22 protein-coding genes and 3 pseudogenes are annotated in these 20,252 nt (G+C 59.1%); 18 read left to right on the top strand and 7 right to left on the bottom strand.

What is annotated here, in order from left to right; genetic code table 11:
- Window positions 1–458, bottom strand: a pseudogene (locus QKB66_RS09360) (two-component sensor histidine kinase); the annotation flags it as partial.
- Between the two features lie 111 nt (window positions 459–569).
- Between QKB66_RS09360 and QKB66_RS09355 the strand changes: the two are divergent.
- Together QKB66_RS09355 and QKB66_RS09350 are read left to right on the top strand one after the other, a co-directional pair.
- Complete coding sequence (locus tag QKB66_RS09355; protein WP_005530582.1) at window positions 570–1,166, top strand: ATP-binding cassette domain-containing protein; 597 nt, start codon at window positions 570–572, stop codon at window positions 1,164–1,166.
- Window positions 1,150–2,361: an FtsX-like permease family protein gene (locus QKB66_RS09350; protein ID WP_239299325.1), complete on the top strand. Its 1,212-nt coding sequence runs from the start codon at window positions 1,150–1,152 to the stop codon at window positions 2,359–2,361. Before QKB66_RS09355 ends, QKB66_RS09350 begins: the two co-directional genes overlap by 17 nt.
- Here QKB66_RS09350 and QKB66_RS09345 read toward each other — a convergent pair.
- Entirely contained in the window at window positions 2,330–3,007 is a 678-nt protein-coding gene (locus QKB66_RS09345; protein ID WP_414253177.1) for a hypothetical protein, read from the bottom strand. The two genes, QKB66_RS09350 and QKB66_RS09345, sit on opposite strands and share 32 nt — an antisense overlap.
- A 139-nt stretch (window positions 3,008–3,146) precedes the next feature.
- Between QKB66_RS09345 and QKB66_RS09340 the strand changes: the two genes are divergently transcribed.
- The 8 genes and pseudogenes from QKB66_RS09340 to QKB66_RS09305 all read left to right on the top strand — a co-directional run bounded on the left by QKB66_RS09340 (window position 3,147) and on the right by QKB66_RS09305 (window position 8,967).
- Complete coding sequence (locus tag QKB66_RS09340; RefSeq protein WP_414253176.1) at window positions 3,147–4,388, top strand: adenosylmethionine--8-amino-7-oxononanoate transaminase; 1,242 nt, start codon at window positions 3,147–3,149, stop codon at window positions 4,386–4,388.
- Entirely contained in the window at window positions 4,385–5,032 is a 648-nt protein-coding gene (bioD, locus tag QKB66_RS09335) for a dethiobiotin synthase (protein ID WP_061925667.1), read from the top strand. Before QKB66_RS09340 ends, bioD begins: the two co-directional genes overlap by 4 nt.
- Before the next feature lie 759 nt (window positions 5,033–5,791).
- Complete coding sequence (locus QKB66_RS09330; RefSeq protein ID WP_083291042.1) at window positions 5,792–6,082, top strand: PadR family transcriptional regulator; 291 nt, start codon at window positions 5,792–5,794, stop codon at window positions 6,080–6,082.
- Window positions 6,079–6,825: a hypothetical protein gene (locus QKB66_RS09325; protein WP_061925661.1), complete on the top strand. Its 747-nt coding sequence runs from the start codon at window positions 6,079–6,081 to the stop codon at window positions 6,823–6,825. Before QKB66_RS09330 ends, QKB66_RS09325 begins: the two co-directional genes overlap by 4 nt.
- 78 nt (window positions 6,826–6,903) lie before the next feature.
- Window positions 6,904–7,056 carry a hypothetical protein gene (locus QKB66_RS09320; RefSeq protein WP_158510286.1) on the top strand — a complete coding sequence of 51 codons (153 nt, stop codon included), beginning with the start codon at window positions 6,904–6,906 and terminating at the stop codon, window positions 7,054–7,056.
- On the top strand, window positions 7,043–8,305 hold the full coding sequence (locus QKB66_RS09315; protein ID WP_414253175.1) for an ArsA-related P-loop ATPase: 1,263 nt from the start codon (window positions 7,043–7,045) through the stop codon (window positions 8,303–8,305). Before QKB66_RS09320 ends, QKB66_RS09315 begins: the two co-directional genes overlap by 14 nt.
- Before the next feature lie 118 nt (window positions 8,306–8,423).
- Window positions 8,424–8,543, top strand: a pseudogene (locus tag QKB66_RS09310) (IS3 family transposase); the annotation flags it as partial.
- Window positions 8,544–8,577: 34 nt separating this feature from the next.
- Entirely contained in the window at window positions 8,578–8,967 is a 390-nt protein-coding gene (locus tag QKB66_RS09305) for a permease (protein WP_286205855.1), read from the top strand.
- Window positions 8,968–9,250: 283 nt separating this feature from the next.
- Here the strand turns inward: QKB66_RS09305 and QKB66_RS09300 are convergent, their stop codons facing one another.
- A complete protein-coding gene (locus QKB66_RS09300; protein WP_061925658.1) occupies window positions 9,251–9,670 on the bottom strand; it encodes a low molecular weight phosphatase family protein in 420 nt (139 codons plus the stop codon).
- The gene (gene arsB, locus QKB66_RS09295; protein ID WP_301715158.1) at window positions 9,667–10,785 is read right to left on the bottom strand and encodes an ACR3 family arsenite efflux transporter; all 1,119 of its coding nucleotides are present in this window, start codon (window positions 10,783–10,785) and stop codon (window positions 9,667–9,669) included. The genes QKB66_RS09300 and arsB overlap by 4 nt, the downstream gene beginning before the upstream one ends.
- Before the next feature lie 86 nt (window positions 10,786–10,871).
- Between arsB and QKB66_RS09290 the strand changes: the two genes are divergently transcribed.
- From QKB66_RS09290 to QKB66_RS09280, 3 genes and pseudogenes are all read left to right on the top strand, one after another.
- Entirely contained in the window at window positions 10,872–11,219 is a 348-nt protein-coding gene (locus QKB66_RS09290; RefSeq protein ID WP_301715159.1) for an ArsR/SmtB family transcription factor, read from the top strand.
- Window positions 11,220–11,240: 21 nt separating this feature from the next.
- Window positions 11,241–12,249 (top strand): annotated as a pseudogene (locus tag QKB66_RS09285) (ArsO family NAD(P)H-dependent flavin-containing monooxygenase).
- A gap of 838 nt (window positions 12,250–13,087) precedes the next feature.
- Window positions 13,088–13,336 (top strand): alkyl hydroperoxide reductase, encoded by a 249-nt coding sequence (locus QKB66_RS09280; protein WP_240504687.1) that lies wholly within the window; start codon window positions 13,088–13,090, stop codon window positions 13,334–13,336.
- A gap of 62 nt (window positions 13,337–13,398) precedes the next feature.
- Here QKB66_RS09280 and QKB66_RS09275 read toward each other — a convergent pair whose 3' ends face one another.
- Window positions 13,399–13,782 carry a heavy metal-responsive transcriptional regulator gene (locus QKB66_RS09275; protein WP_369815758.1) on the bottom strand — a complete coding sequence of 128 codons (384 nt, stop codon included), beginning with the start codon at window positions 13,780–13,782 and terminating at the stop codon, window positions 13,399–13,401.
- 227 nt (window positions 13,783–14,009) lie between these two features.
- On the opposite strand from QKB66_RS09275, the gene QKB66_RS09270 reads away from it, so the two are divergent.
- From QKB66_RS09270 to QKB66_RS09250, 5 genes are all read left to right on the top strand, one after another.
- On the top strand, window positions 14,010–14,387 hold the full coding sequence (locus tag QKB66_RS09270) for a hypothetical protein (RefSeq protein ID WP_070818472.1): 378 nt from the start codon (window positions 14,010–14,012) through the stop codon (window positions 14,385–14,387).
- Complete coding sequence (locus QKB66_RS09265; protein ID WP_005532162.1) at window positions 14,384–15,349, top strand: cytochrome c biogenesis CcdA family protein; 966 nt, start codon at window positions 14,384–14,386, stop codon at window positions 15,347–15,349. Before QKB66_RS09270 ends, QKB66_RS09265 begins: the two co-directional genes overlap by 4 nt.
- On the top strand, window positions 15,346–15,894 hold the full coding sequence (locus QKB66_RS09260) for a TlpA family protein disulfide reductase (RefSeq protein WP_014316113.1): 549 nt from the start codon (window positions 15,346–15,348) through the stop codon (window positions 15,892–15,894). The genes QKB66_RS09265 and QKB66_RS09260 overlap by 4 nt, the downstream gene beginning before the upstream one ends.
- A 119-nt stretch (window positions 15,895–16,013) precedes the next feature.
- Window positions 16,014–17,456, top strand: a complete 1,443-nt coding sequence (merA, locus tag QKB66_RS09255; protein WP_005532160.1) for a mercury(II) reductase — start codon at window positions 16,014–16,016, stop codon at window positions 17,454–17,456.
- A 252-nt stretch (window positions 17,457–17,708) separates the two neighbouring features.
- On the top strand, window positions 17,709–18,419 hold the full coding sequence (locus QKB66_RS09250; protein WP_414253174.1) for an ASCH domain-containing protein: 711 nt from the start codon (window positions 17,709–17,711) through the stop codon (window positions 18,417–18,419).
- A 753-nt stretch (window positions 18,420–19,172) separates the two neighbouring features.
- Here the strand turns inward: QKB66_RS09250 and QKB66_RS09245 are convergent.
- Together QKB66_RS09245 and cmtR are read right to left on the bottom strand one after the other, a co-directional pair.
- Entirely contained in the window at window positions 19,173–19,772 is a 600-nt protein-coding gene (locus tag QKB66_RS09245; RefSeq protein WP_061925647.1) for a cadmium resistance transporter, read from the bottom strand.
- A complete protein-coding gene (gene cmtR / locus QKB66_RS09240) occupies window positions 19,769–20,128 on the bottom strand; it encodes a Cd(II)/Pb(II)-sensing metalloregulatory transcriptional regulator CmtR (RefSeq protein WP_414253173.1) in 360 nt (119 codons plus the stop codon). Before cmtR ends, QKB66_RS09245 begins: the two co-directional genes overlap by 4 nt.
- Window positions 20,129–20,252: the final 124 nt, after the last annotated feature.

The raw sequence follows: 20,252 nt of genomic DNA, 5'->3' as shown, positions 1-20,252 counted from the left end.
CTCTCCAACGCCAGGCGAGTGGTGCTCACGGAAAGAAAGGTCAAAAACTTCGCGCCAAAGATAAGGACCAGCAAGCACAGGCAGCCAAACGTCCAGCTCACCACGATAGCCAGGGCTCGATTTTCAATGACGAGGCTACCGATGTTGAACCTATCCGTGAAGAAAGGAGCGATGAAGAATACCACCGTCATAACCCCCACGAACAGCCACAACGCCATGCTCAAAATCGAGAGCAAAAGCTGAATCAGAAGGTGATAGAACTGCTGCCAATCAAACCAGCGATGTGGGGTGCGGTAGCGAATCTTCACGCCCAACCACCGTGCGCCGCCGCGGGTAATGACGGCCATGAGGGACGCAACGAGCGGAATCCATGGCAGCATGACAACGGAAACCACAACAGCGGGAATACACAGCAGCGCTAGCACTAGATTCCACGCCACGGATTTGAAAGTTGCCATAGAGTACAACCCTAATCCGCACTTCGGACACACGCAGTGGAGCTAGCTCCCCTAAATTTCTGGGAGTCTCCCCCATCGGAATACTGCGCCTTTCAACGTGAAATCGAAAGCATGACACTCATCGCAAAAAATCTCACGAAGAAATACGGCAAGAATCTGGTGCTAGACCATCTCTCGCTGCGCATTGAACCGGGCGAGTTCGTGGCCATCATGGGCCCTTCCGGCAGCGGCAAGTCAACGCTCCTCGGCCTGCTTTCTGGCCTCGACAAACCTACAACCGGCAAGGTCAATGCACCGGGGCGCAAGCACCGCGCTTTCGTGTTCCAAGACTATAACCTCCTGGAATCGCTTAACGCCCAGCAGAACGCGGAACTTACGGCGAAGTTCTCCGGCCGTAAATGCAGCCCGGCGAAGCTGCACCAGACCTTTGAGAGCTTGGGCATCGGCGGGCTGGAAAAGCGCTTACCGGCACAGCTTTCGGGCGGACAGCAGCAACGCGTCGCGGTAGCGCGAGCATTGCTTGCCGACGCCCCCTTCATCTTCGCCGACGAGCCCACCGGTGCGTTGGACGACGACACGGCGGACGTGGTCATGGATCATCTCGTCCGCGTACCCAGCACGGTGGTAATGGTCACCCACTCGCACGCGGCCGCCGCGAAGGCCGATCGCATCTACAAGCTGGAGGAACACCATGTCCGTATGGCTTAAGGATCTACACAGCAATTGGCCTTCCTGGCTGGCGGTGGCGCTGACGTGTTTTATCTCCGGAATGGGATTCTCGCTCGCCGTAGCGCTCATTAACGCAACCGGTGATGACACAACTTCTCTGGGCGGAACCATCCTCGGGCTGGCTATCTGCTCCAATATTCTCGTCATTTTCTCGCAGATGAAGCTCATCATCGACGAGCACATCCACATCTACCGCAGCTGGCGCATGGTGGGCATGCCCAATTGGCTCATCTTTGTACTCGTGCTGGGTCAGATTGCGGCGGTCTCTACGTGCGGTGCGGTTCCTGGCGCCTTTTGCGCTACATTTCTCACGGACTTCGCACTCGATGCTTTCCACCGCGACAACATTCGAGTGGACGGTATCTCCGTGACGATGGGCGGTGTTGTGCTTGCTAGTGCGGTGTGCGTACTTGCCGCAGTACTGGGTGGATTCTTGTCATTGCGGCGTATCTACCGTTCGGGGATGCCACGGTGGACAGCTGCCAAGTGTGCGCTCGCTTTAATCCTTGGTGCCGGGATCTTGTTTGCCTGCACCTTGATCGAAGATCCGATAGATGCAATGTCCGCGTGTTTGGGCCTTATCCCCTTGTTCGCATTCCTGGTTCCATGGATGTTGCCACTGCTTATGCAGTGGACCCGACCTCTCGGCATCGCTGGCGCGAACGTGCGCGTACGCAGCAACTTCACCGCACCACATATCATGCCGTGGATCTTGTTCGGCGGCCTCATCATCGCCGTGGGCTCAGGTCTCCGCGCCATGTTGAGCATGGAGGAGGAGTTTACGATGTCGCCGTGGCAGGTGTTCGTAGTGGTACTCGGGCCGACGATCGCGCCGAGCGTGATGGCGGCGTTTACTACTTCGCTGTTAATGCGCAAGCGGATCGCTCACGACGCAGGGGCGCTAACTTTGGCGGGCGCTGCCAGGAACAGCATTTTCCGGGTACAAATCGGTGAAGCTTTCGCGCTGACAGCAACCACGACGGGATTACTGTCCGCGCTCACGCTCTTCATCGTCTTGCTCATGAACCACGGGATGACAGGAGAATACGCGCTCACCGGCTTCTGGTGGCAGGCGTTAATAATGCAAGCCGGTGTGATGTTTATGGGTCTTTCCGGTTTCAAATGCGGGTTGGCCACAAACTTTAGGGATACAGCTGCGCACGTCCGTCCGTAAAGGACTTGTACTGCTCAATGTCTCCGCCAACTGGGACTAATTGACCATCTTCAACCTCTAGGCGCACGCGTGCGGTTTCGGTAATTCCCTCTGCGGTAGAACGGCCGCGATTGCCTACGGTGAGCTCAATTTCATCGTCTCCCACCACGGAAGCCTCTTCCACGGAAGAAGCGGTAATACCGTGGCCGCCGACCAATTCGCCCTCGGACCAAATGAGGATTCCGCCTGCGATTGATGCACCCGTTCCGGCAGGACCGTTTTCATCACCGAAGGCTCCACCCAGTACGACGTAGCTAAGCTCCGCGCACGGATCATAGGCGCCGTCACTGACCGTGTAGTGGAACTTAAAATTATCTTTATCCGTGTTGAGGACGCCCTTTGCGCCGTTGGCGAATCGCTTCTGCAAATCAGAGCCGCCATCCGCGCACTCTTCCTCTTCATTTTCTTTATTTTCCGCAGTTACCGTTTCGGTTACTACCGGCTGCGGATCTGCTTGCTGCTGGGTCTGTTCTGTGGACTCGGTTTGTTGCTCGGCGGTCGCACGGAAGACTGGCTTCGGAGAATCGCTTTCGGATTCCGATGAACAACCGGCAACGCTCAACGCAACTACAGCTACAGCACTCGAAACGGCAACGAATTTCCTCATGATTTCAAGATACTTCACTGCTTGCTAGAGAAGTTCCGATAGCTAAGGAAAGAAAGAACAGCGCGGGAGCTACACCCGGTCTTGAACGTTGTTCAATTGCAGTCATGAAATGAGATATCGCTGTGGTAGAGATAATTCCATGCCTTTTTTGAACAGTGTTCAAGTCGCTGCGATCGACTCCACCCACATCTGGCACCCCTATGCCGCGCCCGGCGCGCCAGCCTTGCAGGTACTGCGCACCGATGGTGCCTATTTAGAACTCGCAAATGGCCAACGCGTCATCGACGGCATGAGCTCCTGGTGGGCGGCATGCCACGGCCATTCGCACCCGCGACTGGTGGCGGCGGCGAAGGATCAGATCGATAGGTTCAGCCACGTCATGTTCGGCGGGCTCACTCACGAACCGGCGGCGCGGCTTACCGCAAACCTCATGGATCTGACCAACCACCAGTACGCGCAAGTCTTCTACTCCGATTCCGGATCCGTCGCGGTAGAAGTGGCTGTAAAAATGGCGCTGCAGTGCTCGCCGCCCGGCCGCACCAAGCTTTTGACCTGGCGCTCGGGCTATCACGGCGATACCTTCACCGCGATGAGCGTGTGCGATCCGGAAGGCGGCATGCACTCTATGTGGAAGGGCATCCTTGCCGAGCAGATCTTTGCCCCAGCTCCGCCCACGGAAGGCACCTCGGCTAAGCAACGGGCGGAATACTTGGATAAGTTCGAGTCCTTTATCACCGAAGAAGTCGCCGCGGTCATCATCGAACCCGGCGTGCAGGGCGCGGGCGGAATGCGCTTCCACGACCTAGAGCTGGTCGCAGGCGTGCGGGAGCTATGCGATAAGCACGGAATCTTGCTCATCGCGGATGAAATCGCCACCGGGTTTGGCCGCGCAGGTGAGCTCTTCATGACGCAGGCGGCAGGAATCACGCCCGACATCATGTGCGTAGGCAAGGCGCTAACGGGTGGGTTTGTCTCGTTGGCAGCAACCCTGGCCACGCAAAAGGTGGCGGAGACGATGCAGCCACGCGCATTGATGCATGGGCCGACGTTCATGGCCAATCCCTTGTCCTGCGCGGTGGCAGCCGAGTCCACCGCCATGATTGCAGAAGGCACCTGGCGCGCGGACGTCGCACGCATTGAGCAAGGTTTACGCGCAGGGCTTAGCGACGCCCCCGGCATCACCCGCGTGCGCGGCGCCATCGGTGTATTGGAAATGGACCATGACGTGGACATGAAAGCGACCACCGCGGCGGCCCTTGAAGAAGGCGTATGGCTGCGCCCATTCGGCAGGCTCATCTACACAATGCCGCCATATATCTGTACCGATGAGGAAGTAGCGCGCATTTGCCGCGCCGTCGTTGCCGCCGGGGAGGTCGCATGATCTATTGCATCACCGGAACCAATACGGATGTGGGAAAGACCATTGCCACGGCGGCCCTGGCCGCGCAGTACCAAGCGGCGGGCAAGCATGTGGTGGTGGCGAAACCACTGCAAACAGGAGATACGAGCGATTGCGCCACGGTCACACGCCTTACCGGCGTGGAATCCCGGCAATTCAAGCACTATCCGGAGCCTCTAGCGCCGAACCTTTCTGCCCGGCGCGCGGGATTACCGCAAGCCGAAAAAGAGGAGGTGCTGGCGTGGATTCGCAGCATCAATGCAGACGTCGTACTCGTGGAGGGCGCGGGCGGCCTGCTGGTTCGGCTCGCGGATAGCTTCACGCTTGCCGACGTCGCCCGTGACCTCGGCGCCGAGCTTTTCATAGTCACCAGCTTGATGTTGGGCAGCCTCAACGCCGCTGAGCTCACCGTGGAAGCTGCCCGCGCCCGCGGCATTCACGTCAAAGGGCTGGTTGGCGGCATGCTGCCACAAGAGCCGGACCTCGCCACTCGCCTCAATATCACGGAGCTTCCCAAGGTCACCGGCGTGCCACTGCTCGGCTGTATTCCTACCGGCGCAGGTTCGTTAAGCAAAGAGGAATTCTGCGCCCAAGCAGCGCAGTGGGATCTCTTAGGCGGCCTCTAGATTGGCCCACGCAACCGGAAAGGGTCTTTCATGACTCGGCCTCCTCATCCCCTGGAACAATCTTGCTGTCTATGGCACTCAAGATGCAGCCAGCCAAAATGTAACCACTCGCCTGCATATGGGTGGCCCAGTTGCCTCCGCCTCCGGCCACAACCAAAAAGATCATGAAACCCACAGCAATGAGACAATAAACAATGAATCGGCCATGCGCACCGAGCCGATATCTCCGCCCAGAAATGACGCTGATGACCCAGCTGAGCCCTAGGAGAATTGCATAAACTAGCCCTCCGGCCAACGCACCCGGAACCATGTACAGCATTCGTTATCCCTTCCAGCAATCATCTGCGGGGCCTTGGAAGCACTTTCTAAAAGGTAAAACGAAAAGTCTTGAGACTTCACAAGCGTGTGCAGGTCACAAATGCAGGTCAACATACCTTTCTGAAGATTTCTTCCCGGCCACACTAACAAAATCTCCCAAGGATTATTACCCCCTTGCCCCCCATTAAAAAATCCTAGTTTAACTGCAAAACATCAGGCCTAGATGCCGTTGAGACGAGACACCGTGACCAGTGGGCTACTTTTAACCGTCGTTAACACGATAGCCCGACGGAACAAAAACACTCGACAAGGCCTTGTCGGCAAGAAACACACGTACTTTCTATGTTGCGACACAACCTAGGTAGGTTTACAATCTAGGTTGTGTCCATGCATAGATCTTTCCCAAGCCACTGGTTACGAGCCGTACTACCTCTCGCAGTCATGCATGTCTTAGCTAAAGAGGCGACTTATGGCTACGAGATAGCTGCGTCACTCAAGGAGTCAGGGTTTGGCGACATTAAAGGTGGCACTCTTTATCCGCTACTTGCGCGATTAGAGCGAGATGAATTGGTTTCACCACAATGGCGCGCAGGGGAATCAGGACCAGGTCGGAAATATTACGAACTAACCGAACAGGGAAGAGCGCAACTAGACGAACAAACACAGCAGTGGCGCGAGTTTTCACAGATCGTCACAGCTCATTTTGCACACAACAAGGAGAAGCCGGCATGACACAATACGCAACCGAAAAAAGCTTAGCGCCTGACATCGATCCACGTTGGGCGGAAGAATTTATCCTCACCGCACGTCTCGAAGAAATTCCAGGAGACGTCATCGGAGATACGTTAGGCGAAGTAAACGATCACTGCCGTTCGGCCAATGAAAGCGCACTTGAAGCCTTCGGCCCTGCACGAGACTACGTAGAACAGATCGCAGCCGACGTGAAAAAAGTTAAAAGCCCAAGCATTTTAATACTTTTAGGGCCTGCTTTTTTACAAATCGTAGGCGTGGTTTTGTGCCTGCAAGGAGTCTACGGCCTTGCCTCAGGAACGTCGCATCCCCTCGATTGGGCGACAATAGCAGTCTTTGGGATTGTAGGAGTACTACTGCTGTGTGCTGAAAAGCCTTTAGCATTCGTACTGCGACTGATAGTCCAAAAGCCAGTACTCGGCGCCGCTACCTTCGGATTACTTGCCCTGCTGTGCTGTGTACTGTTTTCTATTCCAATGTGGTGGTCAACCCCCGCCGTACCGATTCACAGCTCGATTGTGCTGTGCATTGGAATCGCTGCCATACTAATTGGAACCATTCTTGAAATCGGATTCGATAGTTTCGGAGGCTTTGACGATCCCCTCATCGTGGCCGGGCAGAAAGATAAGACGCCCGAAAAGAAGTCAAAACTCTCATGGCTATCCAGCGGGTACGCCATTATTTGCGCGATTATTGGCTCGATAATCATCATGATATTTGCCTAATTTCTGAGTTAGGCATCCGCTGAGAGTGTCTGATGGTTTGTGTGTGGGATTCCATCCCGCATAAGGAGATAAGCCAGAATGACTACTGTGGCACGACGAGACCCGGCTGATAAGGCCAAGATTGACGCGATTGAGAAGAAGCTTCTTGCTAACCCTGAAATCGCGAAGCTAATTGACGAACTAGGCACGTTGAAACCAAGCCCCACACACAAACAACTTGACACGCTCTGATAAAGGCGCGGGCGATGCCTCGTGTCTGGGGCCGATGTCGGGGCTGGAGAAGAATCGGCAAACCTATCACGAGGCGGTCGCCGCTCTGTCTGACCCGGCACAAACTTCACTGGTTCTGGTGGCCAGAGCTCAAATCTCGACTCTGCAGGAAGCTAACCGTTCCACCGGTGAACTACTTGAGATGGGAATCGAACCGGCACTGTTGGTGATCAACGGCATCCTGCCAGTAGGCGCCGCTACTGATCAGCTGTCAGAGTCAATTTATGCCAGGGAGCAGGCATTACTTGATGGCCTTGCCACAAATCCTGAGCTGAGCGCGATCAATAGTATTCCAACGGTACGGCTCGAGTTGAAGGCTAACCCGGTGATGGGGGTAGACGGCCTATTACACCTGGGCGAGCCTGACGATAATGAAAGTTCGAACGCGGGTCGCGCCCTAGAGCCGGGCTTGACGCAGTCCGTTTCAAATTCGCACGTTGATTTATCCAATCTGGTGGATGAGCTAGCAGAGGGGAAACCGAAACTCGTCTTGTGCATGGGCAAAGGTGGGGTTGGCAAAACCACCGTGGCGCAAATGCTGGCATTGGAGCTCGCTAAGCGCGGCAAGCCGGTACATCTGTCCACCACGGACCCTGCGAATCACCTCGATGGTTCCCTCGAAGACAGCGTCAAAGGTTTGACGGTGTCATCTATCGATCCTGACGCGGTGACGGCTAGCTACCGAGAAGAAGTGCTCGCCAGCAAAGGCGCTTCTCTCGATGCCGACGGGTACGCACAGTTGGAGGAAGACCTGCGCTCCCCGTGCACAGAAGAAGTGGCCGTTTTCAACGCATTTTCTGAGGTCGTATCAACGGCTGAAAACCAATGGGTTGTCCTCGACACCGCCCCCACCGGGCACACCCTGCTGTTACTGGACGCCACTGGGTCCTACCACCGCGAACTCATGCGTCAATCTGGACGTGACGATTCTGCGACCACGCTCCAACACTTGCAAAATGCGGAAGTGACCCGGCCAATCCTCGTGACACTGCCAGAAACCACGCCAATGCTCGAGGCGCAATCCCTCGCAGCTGACCTGTTGCGAGCAGGTATTGAGTCGTGGGCATGGGTAATCAACCAGTCGCTCCCAGCAACCGAGACCTCCTCACCGTTCCTGTTACGACGAGCCAATGCGCAACAGGGGGTAATTAATTCGGTCGTTGACCAGGCAGGGGTACAAGTGGTTCAACTACCCGTCATACCCGACTAAGAACTATGCAAATATCGATTTGCCGAAGCTAAGTCGTATAGGTCACCTCGTCTCTTCAGCCAGTTTTAAACTGTTGGATAGACGAAGTGGCCGTTTTTCTGAGACTTGAATAGCTTTGTTCACCGCTGCAGTCGACGAGTACATCCAGTGGTACAACACGCAACAACTCCAACAACGACTCAAGGGCCTGGCCCCGATGCAATATCGGAGTCAGACCCTTGAAACCCTAACCGCCTAGAGTTAAACCAGTCCAACTTTCGGAGGCAAGTTCAATCCGTCAGGCATGGGACGATCTTCGCCCCATGCTCCTTCCGATGATCATCGGCGTGGCCATCGGTGCATTCATCTACGGGGTCGTGCCCGAAGACGGCCTGAGATTTATGGCCGGTGGAAACGTCTGGTGGCTGATTCCACTGGCTGCGGCTATCGGTATCCCGCTGTATGTCCGACTGGAGACGATGCTGCCGGTCGCCTTGGCTTTATCGGGTGCCGGGGTGGCCATCGGCCCGATCTTCGCGATGATGATCGGCGGGTCCGGGGCCTCGCCACCGGAAATCTCGATGTTGGCGGCAGTGTTCAAGCCGAAACTGTTGGCTACCTTCGTGATCACGATTCTGCTGGCGGCCATGCTGGCCGGCTACGCGATGACGATCATCCTCTAAACCACGTACCTCTAACGAAAGGAGACCCTCATGGGCTTCAAAGAGCTGTTTCACAAGAAGAATACGAACTCCGATTGCTGCAGTGTCGAGATCGTCGCCGACGATGACACCGACACCACCAGTGGCTAGGAGGAGGAGCATCCGCAGGCTCAGTCCTAACCTGCCACGCTCCTGGTATCTACCAGCATGTCCGGTTTCAGGCCGACGACGCTGATGATCAGTTCAGGCATCAACGACCCCGCGCGAGTTCGCGCGGGGTCGTTGATGGTGTGAGGTGGGGTGGTCAGTTCTCGAGCAGCTCGGCAACGAGCCGGCGTACACGCGTGTCGATGTCGTCACGGACCAGACGCATGCGCTCGATCCCCTCTATCCCCCTCCTAGACGGCTCGTCGGTCACCCACCGTTCGCACGTTCCGTGGGCGTCGTCGGGAAGCTCCAGCTGGGCATCACCTCCCAGGATGATCACGCGGTCAACCTCGCGCAACAGCTGTGGATCTACACCCTTAGGGTGGCCTGCGGACATGTCGGCACCGGCCTCGGCGATGACCTCGACGGACTGGGGGTTGAGCTTCGTGCCGGGTCTCGTGCCGGCGGAGTGGATCTCGATCCGGTCACCAGCGTGCTTAGCGGCTAGGGCTGCGGCCATTTGGGACTTGCCGCCGTTGCCGACGCAGACGAACAGAACTGTTGGGCGGGTGCTCATGAGGTGAAGGTCTCCTTCTCGGATACAGCAGTTTGCGAGGACGGTGTCGAGGATACGGGTAGGGTCGGATCCTGGGGGAAGAGTTTCGGTCCCAGCCACCGCATGGTGTAGACCAGGCCGACAAGCACCGGGATCTCGATCAACGGGCCGATCGTACCGGCCAGCGCCTGTGCGGAGGTCGCCCCGAAGGTGCCGATGGCCACGGCGATGGCCAGCTCAAAGTTATTGCCCGTGGCCGTAAACGACACCGACGCCGACTGGGCGTAATTCATTCCCGACGCCTTCGCAGCAATCAGTCCGACGGCGAACATGCCGACGAAGTAGGCCAGCAGCGGCACAGCCACGCGGGCCACGGTCCACGGCTGGGAGGTAATCTGCTCGCCCTGCAGGGAAAACAGCAGCACGATGGTATAGAGCAGGCCGACCAGTGCCAGCGGGGAGATCTTCGGCAGGTAGGTGTTTTCGTACCAGGCACGGCCCTTGGTTTTTTCACCGATGATCCGGGAGGCCACTCCGGTGGCCAGCGGGATGCCAAGGAATACGAGCACGGAAGCCACGATCGACCAGAAGGAAAATTCGGCCGAGGTAGTCTCCAGGCCCAGCCAGGCCGGCAGGACCTGGAGGTAAAACCAGCCGAGTACGCCGAGCATGATGACTTGGAACACCGAGTTAATCGCCACCAGCACGGCCGTGGCTTCCCGGTCACCACATGACAGATCACTCCAGACGAGCACCATCGCAATACACCGAGCCAGGCCGACGATGATCAACCCGGTGCGCAGTTCCGGCTGATCTGGCAGGAAGATCCAAGCCAAGGCAAACATGAAAGCCGGACCGACCAGCCAGTTGAGGACGATGGACACCGTCATCAGGCGTTTATCGGCGGCGATCTCGACGGCCTTGTCGTAGCGAACCTTCGCCAGTGGCGGATACATCATCACCAGGAGGCCAAGCGCTATCGGCAGGGAAATCCCACCGACCTCTAAAGCGCCCAAGGCGTCACTAATACCGGGGACCACCCGGCCGATGAGTAGGCCAGCGGCCATCGCGAGAATGATCCAGACCGGCAGGAAGCGATCTAAAAAGGTCATGCGTGGGCGGTTATCAACATTCATATTCATACGAGCCTTTCACAGTATTGACAAGCATCAATACAAAAAGTAGCTTTCATATTGATGATTGTCAATATAGAATGGTTGGTATGACACTCTCGCAGACTCTCCCGCTGGCGGACTTGTCCGACTGTTGCTCACTGGGTGCTGGCCCCTTGACCAGTGGTGAGGCCGAACGCTATGCCACATTGTTCAAGGTGTTGGCCGATCCCGCCCGCCTGCGTTTGCTATCGCAGTTGGCGGCCGACGGCTGCGGCCCGGTCAGCGTCGGGGAGCTAACAGAGACGTCGGGGTTGAGTCAGCCTACCGTGTCGCACCACCTGAAGCGGTTGACCGAGGCCGGGTTATTGGACAAGGTCCGGGTCGGTCGGACGGTGACCCATCAGGTGCGCCCGGAGCTGTTCGCGGAGCTGCGCACCGTGTTGCAGATGGACTGAATCACCACCGACGAGAAGGAGATGACCATACACGTGACCAGCAAAGACTTCGAGGCGATCATTATTGGCGGTGGCCAGGCGGGGCTGGCCACCGCCTACTACCTGCTGCGAGCAGGCGTGGACATCCTGGTCCTCGACGATCAGGAGGATGCGGGTGGGGCGTGGCGGCATGTGTGGCCATCAATGACGTTGTTTTCCACCGCGGAGTTTTCCAGCCTGCCGGGCAAGCCTATGCCAGCCTACGAGGGGTTTCCACCGTCGGACCATGTCATCGACTACCTTGCCGACTATGAGCAGCGCTACCGGATCCCCGTCGAGCGCCCCGTGCACGTGGACCGCGTCGAGCGGGTGGCTGGAGGCTACCGCCTCCACGCCGGTGATCGGTCGTGGACGGCTCCCCATGTCGTAGCCGCCACCGGTACCTAGTCTACTCCCTTCGTTCCGGCCTACCCGGGATTGTTTACCGGCACGCAGTGGCATTCGGCGAACTATCCGGGGGGTGGGCCCCTTCCGGGGGTCGTCCGTGGCTGTGGTGGGGGCGGCGAACTCCGCCGCGCAGATCGCCGCCGAACTCACCGGTGTTGCCGAAGTCACCTGGTATACCCGCCATCCACCACGGTGGATGCCCGATGAGGTCGACGGGCGGGTGCTGTTTCGCCGGAACCGGCAACGCGCACTGGCCGTCCAGCGCGGCGAGACTGATCCGGGGGCCGACTCGGAGCTCGGCGACATTGTCGTGCTGCCTCAGGTGCGCGCTGCCCGCGACGCCGGATGGTTGGCGGCGACGCCGATGTTTAACTCCCTCAACGAAGTACGGGCCGATCATCTGATCTGGTGTACCGGGTTTCGGCCGTCCCTCGGGCCGGTGCGCCGGCTCCTAGACGGCACGACCCCAAAATACCCGGGCCTGCACCTGGTCGGTTACGGCGACTGGACCGGCCCCGGATCCGCCACGCTCACCGGGGTAGGCCCCTACGCCAAGCAGACCGCGCGGACCATCGCGGACTCATTCGGCATGACCGTCAAGTAATCCCCGCCTGGCTGGCAACCCCGAGGGGCATTCTGTCGTCAGCACAACGAGAGGAGTGGAGTTTCGATCGCTGCAGGAAACACCGACACCTCATCCTCCGGGGGCCGAAAAGTGTTCCACATCTTCCCGCCCGGCGGAGTTTGAATGTGATCTGATCCGGGAGCGGAGACAGGCCGGTCTGGAGGCTGCCTGGGTTCGTGGCCACATGGAAAGCCGGCCACCACTGCTCAGCGGGGACAAGCTGCGCACCGCGCGGGAAAATCCGCGAGCAGATCAGTTACTACCCCTGAACCCTCGCGGTGGCGTGTCAGAAGCCGGTATATCTATCGCCGGGACATCCCAGCTCTTCGGCGACCGCATCAGCAGTGCTTACTCCGACTTTCTCGTACTCAGCCAACCTAGCGATTACCCGTCCCTGTGCTCAGGCCTGTTCCCACTCAGCTTCAGGCATAGTCAGGTGTGATGTCGCAGCAATGTCCGTGTGACTGCTATCCATCCCTGTCTCCTTGCGCCCGGGAGTTCTGACATTTTCAGCCTAGTGCACACGAGTACTGACCGGATGGTGTTCCGAAGCCGTCGTCACAACCCTGGTCACCGGGGCCATCTGTGCCAACGCCTTCTGACTCTGACAGTAATTCTAAAACTGTTCTTTTGAGGTGTAATCAACTTTTGCAAGTGTTATCTGTCTCGGAGAGAATAAGAATCAGAGCATGATCCTCTACGTCCGGTTCCTACCCCAGATCATTCCCACCGAAAGCCGCCGCCAACCGGCCTGACCTCGCTCACTCGCCGGGCCACGGCATCACCATGGGGCTTGACCTTCGAGCCGGGAGCCCGGGTGCTTGCCAAGGTCCAGCGAAGCTCTCCTGCTGCCGTGAACTATGTCGCGGTGGACATCGCGTCCTACGAGACGGCCGATGAAATCAGGGAATTCCTGGCCGGAAATGGGGCGTCATCCCTGGCCTTTGCCTCTGATACCGATACGCGGCTCATCACCGCCTACCGGATAAACCAGGTAAGCACCGCTGTAATCCTGGACGCCGCGGGCACGGAGGTCTTCCGTGCCGTGGAGCCGGGTGCTGCGTAACTGCGGACGGCACTGGCCGCGGCGGGAGCCGGCTCAGTGAAGCCCCTTAGCCTGCGGCGGGCTCAGATGTAACTGCAGATTTGTTCAGCATCGCAGCGCTGAGGGTCGGCCACCTCGGCGGTTGCATATTGTTCGGCCACGGTCACCCGGAGCGCGGTGAGCTCCGCGATTTTCCGGTCCAGGTCCTGCAACTGTTTCCCCAGGACATCCCGTACGTGGGTGCAAGGCGTCAAACCGCTATCGCGGATCCGCAGAATGCCCTGGATCTGCGCCAGGGTCAGCCCGGCGATTTGGCTGCGGCGAATGAATTCGAGGCGGCTGAGGGTGTCGTGGGTGTAGTCACGATAGCCGTTGGCCGAGCGCTCAGCCGGTGGGAGCAGGCCCCGGTCCTCATAGAACCTGATCGTCTTGGTTGTTATACCGGCAGCATCAGCAACTTCACCGATTCGCATTTCGGGTCCTCATCTCGTTCCAAAAAATCGCATATGACCCTTCCATCGTACTGGAACGTTCCGCATCGGCACCCGCAAACCAACAGGTCCCGTCGCCAGCTTGACCTTCCCCCTTAGTGGAAGGTTGATAATGGGGTGTGACGTACTACTGGCCGTCCGGTTTCGTGTTGGGGTCCCCTGTCGGGGTTCCGGACACGAGCCGGACATATGAAGGGATGATCATGTCAATAAAAGTGAAGGGCCGGGAGCGCTCTGGCCTGGTGCTTGCGGCAGGCACTCTGCTGTCCTCCCTTAGTGTTGTGATGGTGGCGCTCGTGTGCTGCGGGGTACCCGTTCTGACGGCTGCAGCCGGTGTTTTCGCCGCGGCCGGCGCAATGGCCGGCAACCTCTGGTTCATTGCCGCCGCAGCCCTTGCCGCGGGGGCCCTGCTCCTGCGGGCGCAGCGTCGGGGCAGCCCGGGGACGGATTGTTGCGCCCGTTCCCGCCCGGGGGCCAGCCTGTCCGCGGGTTCTACTCCAACACCTCATTCATCGTCGGAGCAGGAGCGGTCCGGGCAGTCCCGGGCCGGTGCTTCTGAGGATGCGGGGTCACAGGGATGACGGGTGTTTTGGGTCTGGCCTTTCTGACCGGAATGCTTGCCACGGTGAATCCATGCGGGTTTGCGATGCTGCCAACCTATCTGGCGTATTTCATTGGTTCAGGCCCCGGTGCGGGACGGAAGCGGCCGTTGCTTGCAGGTCTTCAGGCCGGGGTTGCCCTCAGCGCCGGTTTCGCCACTGTCTTTGTTACGGCCGGCCTGCTCGCCGCTGTAGGCCTGCGGTCGGTGGCGTCGGCGCTTCCCTGGGCGGCGGCGCTGATCGGAGCGGTTATTGTGGTTGCCGGCCTTGGCATGGTGTTCGGATGGCAGCTGCCCGGGGCGAGGTTGAACCTGCCCCGGATTCTGAAGACGGACGGGACCAGTTCGGGCCTCAGGGCGGTCTTTGGCTACGGGGTGGCCTATGCGGTGGCTGCGCTCTCTTGCAGCCTGGCCCTGCTGCTGGCTGTTGTCGCCCAGGCTGTGTCCACCGGGAGCCTGGCCGGGCTGCTGGCGGTCTTCGCCGCCTACGCCTTGGGCTCCTCGGTGGTGCTGGTCCTTCTGTCCCTCGGTGCAGCGGTAGCGCGGGACGTCCTGGCACGCCACGTCCGAAGGATCCTGCCGTTTGTTAATCGTCTCGGCGGAGCCGCGCTTATCCTCGCAGGGATCTACCTGTTGCTCTACTGGGTTCCGGCCCTGTCCGGCGGGCAGGCCGGGGAGATCATGGGCGGGACGGTCACCGAAGCCAGCGTGGCGCTGTCCGGTTTCATCTCGGGCAACTGGCCCATCATCACCCTCACCGCGGTGGCCGCCGTCCTCGCCGCCGCGGCCCTGGCCCTGCGGCGCCGCAGTAAAAGCAAGGCACAGGACAACAGCGCAATCACGGATGGGGCTGAGAGCAGCGACAGCACCGAAGCGTGCTGCGGCCCGGAACATCTTCTTCCCGACACGGCGCCAGGGCGCACCAACCAGAAAGGAAACCCATGACAACGACCAGAAACCACCGGCGGATCTTCACCATTACTGCCGTCGTAGCGGCCGCGGCCCTCATCCTGGTCCTGGCCCTCACTGCGTTGAACCGCGGGAGCGAAACCGCTCCCGCCGCCGGGCCAGCGGGCGCAAACAACGTGGACAGGATCGAGATCACATCTGTGGACGGCAAGGCCCTCACCGTCCCTTCCACCCGCCCGACAGTGCTGTATTTCATGGCGAGCTGGTGCTATACCTGCGTTCCGCAGGCAGAAGCGATGAAGGAACTGGAACAGGAATATGCCGATAAGGCAGACTTCGTCGCCGTGGACGTGACGCCGGAGACCACAAAAACCCAAGTGGACCAGTTCCGCGAAATGGCCGGCACACCCGGATACCCCTTCGTTGTCGACCGGACCGGGGAACTCACCCAAAAGTACGCGGTCACATCCCTGGACAGTACCGTCGTCATCGCACCTGACGGTGACATCCTGGGCCGGGCCGATTCCCGGCCCATGAAGGCCGATGCCCTGAAGGAATTTCTTGACACAACACTTCCGTAGCAACACCGATCTCTTCGCTCCCGTTCTTGACCTTCCCGTGCAGGGGAAGGTGCAGACTGGGGACAGTATGCAAAAAGGAACGCCCCCGGGGTGTTCATTCGAGACTCCATGGAGGACTAATGCCTGAGGCAGCACCAGATTTTGATTTAGCCGTGATCGGTTCCGGAGGCGGCGCCTTCGCCGCCGCCATCCGGGCCACCAAGCTGGGCAATCGGGTCGTGATGATCGAACGCTCCACGGTGGGCGGGACCTGTGTGAACACCGGGTGCGTTCCCTCCAAAGCCCTGCTGGCCGCCGCCGAAGCCCGGCATGTCGCTGTGGATGCGACCGGAAGGTTCCCCGGGATCAGCACTTCCGCCGCCCCGGTGGACATGGGTGTACTGATAGACGGGAAACGCTCCCTGGTCGAGGGAATGCGCTCGGATAAATACGTGGATCTGGCCGCCGACTACGGATGGGACCTGCGCCAGGGCACCGCGGTGTTCGCCGGCACCCCGGAGGAACCGGTCCTGGAAATCACCGGACCCGACGGCACCCGCGACTCCCTGACCGCCGCCCATTATCTGGTCGCGACCGGTTCGACCCCGTGGGCACCCCCGGTGCCGGGACTGGATGAAGTCAACTACCTGACCTCGACCACCGCCATGGAACTGAACGAGGTGCCCGAGTCCCTGATCGTCTTCGGCGGCGGGTACGTGGCCCTGGAGCAGGCGCAGCTTTTTGCCCGCCTCGGATCCAAAGTGACCTTGCTGGTCCGCTCCAGGCTTGCCTCGCACGAGGAACCGGAAGCCTCCCGTGCGCTGATGGGCGTCTTCGCCGACGAGGGCATCCGCGTGGTCCGCCGCGCAGCCGTAACTTCGGTCCGCACAGATCCCGCCGGCGCAGAGGTCCTTGTCACCGCCACAGTCGCCGGGGGCCAGGAGGAATTCCGCGCCGCAAAGCTGCTGGTAGCCACCGGCCGACGCGCCGTCACCGACGGACTGAACCTGGACGCCGTCGGCGTCAAGACCGGCGACACCGGCCAGATCCTGGTCGAGAGCACACTCGCCAGCTCCAACCCCAGGATCTGGGCCGCAGGGGATGTGACCGGGCACCGAGAATTCGTCTACGTCGCGTCCGCCCACGGAACCCTGATGGTGGAGAACGCCTTCAACAACGCCGGGCGCGAGGTCGACTACCGGCACCTGCCCCGCGTGACGTTCACCAGCCCGTCACTGGCCGCGGTCGGCATGACCGACAAGGAAGCCAACGAGGCGGGCATCCGGTGTGAATGCCGGGTCCTGCCCCTGGAATACGTTCCCCGGGCACTGGTGAACCGGGACACCCGCGGCTTCATCAAAATCGTCGCCGACGCCGACACCGGACGGATTGTGGGGATCACCGCCGTCGGCAAGGAGGCCGGTGACCTGGCCGCCGCCGGAGTCTACATCCTCGAGGCCGGCATGACCGTTGACCAGGTCGCGAACCTCTGGTGCCCATACCTGACCATGGCCGAAGGGATCAAAATCGCCGCACAGTCCTTCACCACCGACGTCTCCAAACTCTCCTGCTGCGCCTCCTGACCCGCGCCAGATCCCAGCCTAATCCCATTACGTTGTTGGCAGTTCCGCTTGAAGGAGCCCAGGATTCGTACTCCTAGCCCCATGCTGGGGCAGGCTATGTTTATCTGCGTTCCTTCTGCCTTGTGGCAGTGGAACTAGTCGCTGGCTTCGGTATGGCTTATTTTCGTCCCTGTCTGAAAATGATCCGGGGGGGTGTTCCCGATCTCTGTCTTCGCATAGATCAAGCGCGTTAGCATTTATTACCCTTAAAGAGTGATTACGAACGAACTTCGAAATTTACTAGCCAAAGCAACCACCCATGCACAGCGTTTTCAAGACGGAGAAGACCACACTGTAGCCGCAGCACTCCTCACCAAATCAGGCAAACACGTACTCGGTTTGAACGCGCACCACTTCCTCGGTGGTCCTTGCGGGGAAGTCTCGGCTTTAGCTAACCATGCTGCTAGTTATCCAGAGGACCCAATCCAAGCAGTAGTCGCCGTATACGGACCTACTGGTCAAGTTATTCCTCCCTGCGGTAAATGCCGCCAGGTGCTTTTTGATGTTGATCCGTCCATCCGGTGCATCGTGCGCGGAAGCAATGGACTTGAAGCACCCACCGTAGAAGAACTCTTACCATTCGCATTCAACTGGCGAGATATAGAACAAAAGCAGCGCATCTACATGTGGGAAGGCTACGAGGAATCAATTCGTAGCGGAGAAAAGCAACAAACCATCCGAGTAGATGATCCTTTCCATGAAGGAAGTGCCCACATTGTCTTCGAGAAAGAATCCGGAGAGGTCGTCACCATTCCTGCACAGGTCACGTCCGTTGTCTCTACCCAGCGAAGTGAATTATCGGAAAAGCAAGCTCGAAATGACGGTTTTGGTTCTCTCACCGAGCTTCAGGAAGCGCTAGATACTCACTATCCCGGATTAGCTGCCGATGACGAAGTCGACCTCGTAGAGTTCAAACTCCAGTAATTCAAACAATCTAAAAGCGCACTTACCCTTTTTGTAGAAGCAGTAAAACTACACCAGAGTTTGTGACTTAGGGGAGTGCTTCACATCTGCAAAACCGACGACTAATTTCTTGTTTTTCTGTGTGTCAGCTCACTAACCAAAAGCCTAGGACACGCACCTGTGCGCCTTGTTTATTGGAGCGCACGGGGATACTGGAGACTACGAGTACGCACTAGACGCAGCCAACAGTGCCGCCCAGCACCTACAGGTACTACAAGCGGAGTTACCTGCCACTTCCCCACTGGCCCGCGACGCCGGCATACTCGCTAAGTTTGTGCGCGCAGCACAACGGAATCTATCTCAACAACAGCCCGCAGATAATCCCGACGAGCTTCTAGACTTAGCCACCAGCCTCAAAGAACGGCTGGAAGGGGCGGATTCTAGGGGTCATTTTTCTTTGGCTAAACGCGGTTTTAGGCCGAATTTCGGCTCTCGACCACGAGCTCTAGGCCACGGGCTTCGTCCTCGTTTGAGAACCAGCCGGTGGCCTTGGTCGGGCTACGCCGCAAGCGGTGGCGCGTTGGGGAAAGCGTCGGTGCTAGTCTCATTGCGTCCGCGGGTGAAATTGGGTAGCCGAAAGTTTAATTGCTGGGATTCTGTAAACTCTGTGTGATTAGATTCACACGCCCCGACACCGCTTCAAAAAGACCTTCCAGGCGTTATAGGAGCCACCGATAACGCCCGGTCGGGGCCGTTTGGAACGCTGCCGCTACGTCAGAGCCCGAAGGCTCCGCCGCTGACGAGGATCACGATACCGAGGCCGATGAGAACGATGGGAAAGAGGATGTGCTCAAAGCGTTCGAGCACTTCCGCGATCGGGGGGCGGGTTGCGACGAACCTTGCCAGGGCCACCAGGACCGCAACGAGCGCGAGGAAGATAACACAGTAGGCGACTACTGCGAGAGGCTCCACGCTGAGGAATACAGGGGTGTAGACGCCGATATTGTCGCCACCGTTGGCAAAGGTGACGCCTGCGACCGCCCCCACGCCGACCTTCTTGCCGGCAACCTTGGCCTCGTCATCGTCGTCACCGTCTCCGCGCCAGGCCTCCCATGCGGCCCAGAGGCCGAGGCCCAGAGGGATGAGACCAAAGTATGGAATGGCTGCCGGGGGCAGAAATGCTCCGGCGCCGGTGGTCACAAGGATCGCGGCGACGAGGATGCCCGCGAATCCGAGGTACTGGCCGGCCAGAATGCGGGCGGTGGTGCCGCGCTGGCCTGCCCCTCGCGCGAAGAAGAGGGAGAGCACGATGATGTCGTCGATGTTGGTAGCTGCGAACAGGCCTATCGCCTGCAAGACCGAGGTGAGGATCATGCGTCCTCCCCAGCTGCGTAGCACCCGGGAAGTGTGCAGACGGGATCGATGCACGGGGCGTCTTCGTCTACTGCCAGGGTGGCATCGACCAGTGCTGTCAGTGCCTGTGCCAGGTGCGGATCGGCGATCTCGTATCGTGTCCGACGCCCCTCTGACTCGGAGACGACAATCCCACAATCGCGCAAGCATGTCAGGTGGTTGGACACGTTCGGGCGTGTCAGGTCCAGATCTCGGGATAGTTCCGCCGGGTAGGCGGGATGGTCGAGCAGGGTCAAGATGATCCGGGATCGAGTGGGGTCGGCCAGTGCACGACCCAGGCGGTTCATCACGTCGAGACGTGAAGCAATAGTCAGCATGCGCTGAACTATACAGCGATCGCTGAACTAGTCAAGTTCCGGGTAGCGGTGCAGCTGTGTGCGCTGCTGAAGAGACAGTGAAAGTAGCAGAGATGGCGCAGATTCCGGCAAAGTTGCGAAAACA

Origin of the sequence: Corynebacterium sp. c25Ua_89 (assembly GCF_047459735.1) — a bacterium.
Classification (GTDB): Bacteria; Actinomycetota; Actinomycetes; order Mycobacteriales; family Mycobacteriaceae; genus Corynebacterium; species Corynebacterium simulans.
Note: the sequence above shows the minus strand (reverse complement) of the source record. Positions and strands in the feature narration are given on the sequence as shown.

What these genes read in the sequence shown, in the direction of transcription:
- QKB66_RS09355 (WP_005530582.1), top strand. Translation starts at nt 570, where the DNA reads ATGACACTCATCGCAAAAAATCTCACGAAGAAATACGGCAAGAATCTG.
- QKB66_RS09350 (WP_239299325.1), top strand. Translation starts at nt 1,150, where the DNA reads ATGTCCGTATGGCTTAAGGATCTACACAGCAATTGGCCTTCCTGGCTG.
- QKB66_RS09345 (WP_414253177.1), bottom strand. Translation starts at nt 3,007, where the DNA reads ATGAGGAAATTCGTTGCCGTTTCGAGTGCTGTAGCTGTAGTTGCGTTG.
- QKB66_RS09340 (WP_414253176.1), top strand. Translation starts at nt 3,147, where the DNA reads ATGCCTTTTTTGAACAGTGTTCAAGTCGCTGCGATCGACTCCACCCAC.
- bioD (WP_061925667.1), top strand. Translation starts at nt 4,385, where the DNA reads ATGATCTATTGCATCACCGGAACCAATACGGATGTGGGAAAGACCATT.
- QKB66_RS09330 (WP_083291042.1), top strand. Translation starts at nt 5,792, where the DNA reads ATGCATGTCTTAGCTAAAGAGGCGACTTATGGCTACGAGATAGCTGCG.
- QKB66_RS09325 (WP_061925661.1), top strand. Translation starts at nt 6,079, where the DNA reads ATGACACAATACGCAACCGAAAAAAGCTTAGCGCCTGACATCGATCCA.
- QKB66_RS09320 (WP_158510286.1), top strand. Translation starts at nt 6,904, where the DNA reads ATGACTACTGTGGCACGACGAGACCCGGCTGATAAGGCCAAGATTGAC.
- QKB66_RS09300 (WP_061925658.1), bottom strand. Translation starts at nt 9,670, where the DNA reads ATGAGCACCCGCCCAACAGTTCTGTTCGTCTGCGTCGGCAACGGCGGC.
- arsB (WP_301715158.1), bottom strand. Translation starts at nt 10,785, where the DNA reads ATGAATGTTGATAACCGCCCACGCATGACCTTTTTAGATCGCTTCCTG.
- QKB66_RS09290 (WP_301715159.1), top strand. Translation starts at nt 10,872, where the DNA reads ATGACACTCTCGCAGACTCTCCCGCTGGCGGACTTGTCCGACTGTTGC.
- QKB66_RS09270 (WP_070818472.1), top strand. Translation starts at nt 14,010, where the DNA reads ATGTCAATAAAAGTGAAGGGCCGGGAGCGCTCTGGCCTGGTGCTTGCG.
- QKB66_RS09265 (WP_005532162.1), top strand. Translation starts at nt 14,384, where the DNA reads ATGACGGGTGTTTTGGGTCTGGCCTTTCTGACCGGAATGCTTGCCACG.
- QKB66_RS09260 (WP_014316113.1), top strand. Translation starts at nt 15,346, where the DNA reads ATGACAACGACCAGAAACCACCGGCGGATCTTCACCATTACTGCCGTC.
- merA (WP_005532160.1), top strand. Translation starts at nt 16,014, where the DNA reads ATGCCTGAGGCAGCACCAGATTTTGATTTAGCCGTGATCGGTTCCGGA.
- QKB66_RS09245 (WP_061925647.1), bottom strand. Translation starts at nt 19,772, where the DNA reads ATGATCCTCACCTCGGTCTTGCAGGCGATAGGCCTGTTCGCAGCTACC.
- cmtR (WP_414253173.1), bottom strand. Translation starts at nt 20,128, where the DNA reads ATGCTGACTATTGCTTCACGTCTCGACGTGATGAACCGCCTGGGTCGT.